The sequence below is a fragment of the Streptomyces sp. NPDC091377 genome (genome assembly GCF_044757045.1).
Classification (GTDB): Bacteria; Actinomycetota; Actinomycetes; order Streptomycetales; family Streptomycetaceae; genus Streptomyces.
On the sequence record NZ_JBIVUE010000054.1, the window covers coordinates 1 to 4,222 of the forward strand.

Here is a 4,222-nt window from a genome sequence, read left to right on the forward strand (position 1 = left end):
TTTGCGCAGGTGGGGTTGGTGGCGTTGGAGGTGGGGCTGTGGCGGGTTCTGTCCGAGCACGGGGTTCGTGCGGATGTGCTGGTGGGGCATTCGGTGGGGGAGATCAGTGCGGCTGTGGCTGCGGGGGTGTTGAGTCTGCGTGACGCGGTGCGGTTGGCCTGTGTGCGGGGCCGGTTGATGCAGGGGATGGCTGCTGGCGGGGTGATGGTGTCCGTAGCCGCGCCCGCTGAGGATGTCCAGGAACGCGTCAGTGGGGTTCCCGGGGTGTGGGTGGCCGCGGTGAACGCGCCGGAGTCGGTCGTACTGGCCGGCGAGGCGGACGCCGTACGCGCTGTGACCGGTCAATGGGATGCCGAGGGTGTGCGGACCCGCGCGCTACCGGTGAGTCATGCCTTCCACACCCCGCTGATGGACCCGATGCTGGACGACTTCGCCGCCGCCCTCGCGGATCTGGAGTTCGCGGCGCCTCAGATCCCGATCGTCTCCACCGTGAGCGGGGAGATTGCGGGTGCTGACTTCGGCAGCCCCGCCTACTGGGTGGAGCACGCCCGCCAGCCCGTCCGGTTCGCCGAAGCCATAGAAATGGCGCGTGAGTTGGGGGCCCGCGTGTGGGCGGAGGTCGGTCCACAGCCCGCGCTTTCCGCCGCGATGGAAGAGCGTACGGGCGAGGCCGTGGCCTCGTTCATGCGGCGGGACCGTGACCAGGTCACCGGGCTGCTCACCGGCCTGTCCCGGCTGCACGTGCACGGGGTCGAGGTGGACTGGGACCAGTGGGTATCCCGTACGCGACCGCCGGTGGAGATCCCGACGTACGCCTTCCAGCGCCGTCGCTACTGGCCGGAAGCGTCGACCCCCTCCGTGACAGAGCCGGAGGTCGACCCCAGTACGGCGGAGTTCTGGGAAGCGGTCGAGCGCAACGACCTGGAAGCCCTGGGACTGGACGAGGACATCGCCTCCGACGCCGTACTCCCGGCCCTGACCGCGTGGCGGCGTGGCCGCCAGGAACGCCAGGCCCTCGCCGGCCTGCGCTACCAGGTCACCTGGAAAGCCCTCCCGGAGCCCACCGCCCCCGCCCCCCTGTCCGGCACGTGGCTCATCTTCACCCGGCCCGGCGACGACGCCCCGGAACTGGCCGCCGCGGTCGGGCGGGCCGGAGGGGAGACGGTCCGGATCGTCGTTCCCGTGGACGTCACCCCCGAGGAACTGTCGCGTCGGCTGACCGAGGCATGCGGCGACGCCCTCGCGCCGAGCGGGGTTCTCTCCTTCCTTGCTGTGGCGGACGGCGCGGAAACGGAAGCGTTCCCGGACCGGCTGCCCGGAACGGTCACCGACACCGTCACCCTGCTCCGCGTCCTGGACGACGCCGGTGTCGACGCACCCGTCTGGGCCGTGACCCGGGGCGCCGTCAGCACGAGCGACGACGAGCCGACGAACGACCCCGCCGCCGCACTGGTGTGGGGCACGGGCCGGGTGGCCGCATTGGAACAGCCGGGCCGTTGGGGCGGACTGATCGACCTTCCGGCGGTGCCCGACGAAAGGGCCTACGACCTGGTCTGCCACGTCGTCGCCGGTACGGACCGCGAGGACCAGGTCGCGATCCGTCCCGCCGGACTGCTCGCACGCCGGGTCCACAGGGCGGACAGCGCGGCCGGGACCACGACGACCTGGCGACCCCGGGGCACGGCGCTGATCACGGGCGGCACCGGTGCTCTCGGCGGTCATGTCGCGAAATGGCTGGTGGGGCAGGGCATCGAACACGTCGTCCTGCTGGGACGCCGTGGCCCGGACGCCCCGCAGGCCGCCGCGCTGCGCGACGAACTCACCGCCGCCGGTGCCCGCGTCACCGTCGCCGCCTGCGATGTGGCGGACCGCGAGCAGTTGCACCAGGTGGTCCGGCAGGTCCAGGCCGACGGCGCGGAGATCCGCGTCGTGGTCCACGCCGCCGGCCTCGGCCTGACGGGCGCGCTGTCGGAGGTACGGCCGGAGGAGTTCCGGCAGACCATGGCGGCGAAGGCGCTCGGCGCGCTCCATCTCGACGCCCTCTTCGGCCGGACCGACCTCGACGCGTTCCTGCTCTTCTCCTCGATCGCGGGAATCTGGGGCAGCGGCGGCCAGAGCGCCTACGCGGCGGCGAACGCGTTCCTCGACGCGCTGGCCCGGCACCGCCGTGACCGTGGGCTGACCGCGACCTCGGTGGCCTGGGGCGCCTGGGCCGGGGACGGCATGGCGGAAGGCGACGCCGCGGTACAGCTCGCCCGCCGTGGCATCACCACCATGCCCGTCGACCGGGCCCTGAACTCGCTCCGGCAGATCCTCGACCGGGACGAGACCACGGCGACCGTCGCCGACGTCGACTGGAGCCGCTTCGCCCGGACGTACCTGACGGTCCGCGACAACCGCCTGTTCGACGAGATCCCGGAGGCACGCGAGGCACGAGCCGGGGACCAGGCCGACGACGAGGCGAGCACCGGCGACCTCCCGCTGATCGGGCGACTGCGCTCCCTCGACGGGGCCGCACAGCACCACGAACTGCTCGACGTGATCCGCACGGCGGCGGCCGAGGTACTCGGCCACGCCCTGGCGACGGACATCCACGAGGACCGGGCCTTCCGCGACCTCGGCTGCGACTCCCTGACGGCCGTCGAGATCCGCGACCGCCTGCGTGGCGCCACCGGCCTGCGCCTCCCGGCCACCCTGCTGTTCGACCACCCCACCCCACGGGTGCTCGCCGCGTATCTGCGGACAGAGCTGTTCGGCAGTGACACCGCCGCCTCGGGGCTGCCCGTGCCGGCCGGTGCGCCGGTGGACGACGACCCGATCGCCATCGTCGCGATGAGCTGCCGTTTCCCCGGGGAGGTGCGTTCGCCGGAGGACCTGTGGCGGCTGGTCTCGACGGGCCGGGACACCCTCACCGAGTTCCCGACGAACCGGGGCTGGGACCTGTCGGCGCTGTTCGACGAAGACCCGGACCGCCCGGGAACCAGCTACACCACCACCGGCAGCTTCCTGCACGACGTCGATGAGTTCGACGCCGAGTTCTTCGGGATCAACCCGCGCGAGGCGCTGGCGATGGACCCGCAACAGCGGCTGCTCCTTGAGGTGACCTGGGAGGCACTGGAACGCGCGCACATCGCTCCGGAGTCGCTGCGCGCCAGCCCGACCGGCGTGTTCGTCGGCACGAACGGCCAGGACTACGTCTCCCTGCTGGGCGGCGCCGGGATCGCAGCCGAGGGATACCTGGCGACCGGGAACGCGGCGAGCGTGGTGTCGGGCCGGCTGGCGTATGTGTTCGGGCTTGAGGGTCCGGCGGTGACGGTGGACACGGCGTGTTCGTCGTCGCTGGTGGCGTTCCATCTGGCGGCGCAGGCGCTGCGGGCCGGTGAGTGCTCGATGGCGCTGGCCGGTGGTGTGACGGTGATGTCGACGCCGGGTGCGTTCGTGGAGTTCAGCCGCCAGCGGGGCCTGGCCACCGACGGGCGGTGCAAGCCGTTCGCGGAGGGAGCCGACGGCACGGGCTGGGGTGAGGGTGCCGGGGTGCTGTTGCTGGAGCGGTTGTCGGACGCGGTGGCCAACGGTCACCAGGTGCTGGCGGTGCTGCGGGGTTCGGCCGTCAATCAGGACGGTGCGTCCAACGGCCTCACCGCCCCCAACGGTCCCTCGCAGCAGCGGGTGATCCGGCAGGCGCTGGCGAACGCCGGTCTCGGTACCGGTGAGGTCGATGTCGTGGAGGCGCACGGTACGGGCACGTCCCTGGGTGACCCGATCGAGGCGCAGGCGCTGCTGGCGACGTACGGCCAGGACCGTATAGAGAGCCGCCCGCTGTGGCTGGGATCGGTGAAGTCGAACATCGGTCATACGCAGGCAGCGGCGGGCGTGGCCGGTGTGATCAAGATGGTGATGGCGATGCGGCACGGCCTGTTGCCGGAGACGCTGCATGTGGATGAGCCGTCGTCGCACGTGGACTGGTCGGCGGGTGAGGTGCGTCTGCTGACGGAGCCGGTGCCGTGGTCCGGTGACGGGCGGCTGCGCCGGGCGGGCGTGTCCTCCTTCGGCGTCAGTGGCACCAACGCCCACGTGATCCTGGAAGAAGCACCCGCTGTCGAGCACGATCCCGAGCCGCCGGCCGTGGTGTCGGGTCCGGTGCCGTGGGTGGTGTCGGGTCGGGGTGGTGCGGGGCTGCGGGGTCAGGCGGCGCAGTTGGCCGGGTTCGTCCGGGGCGGTG

At 72.2% G+C, this 4,222-nt stretch carries 1 protein-coding gene; it reads left to right on the forward strand.

The window, feature by feature from the left end:
* Positions 1–4,222: SDR family NAD(P)-dependent oxidoreductase (locus ACIQNG_RS39050; RefSeq protein WP_401492012.1), on the forward strand; the 4,222-nt coding region annotated here is incomplete at both ends.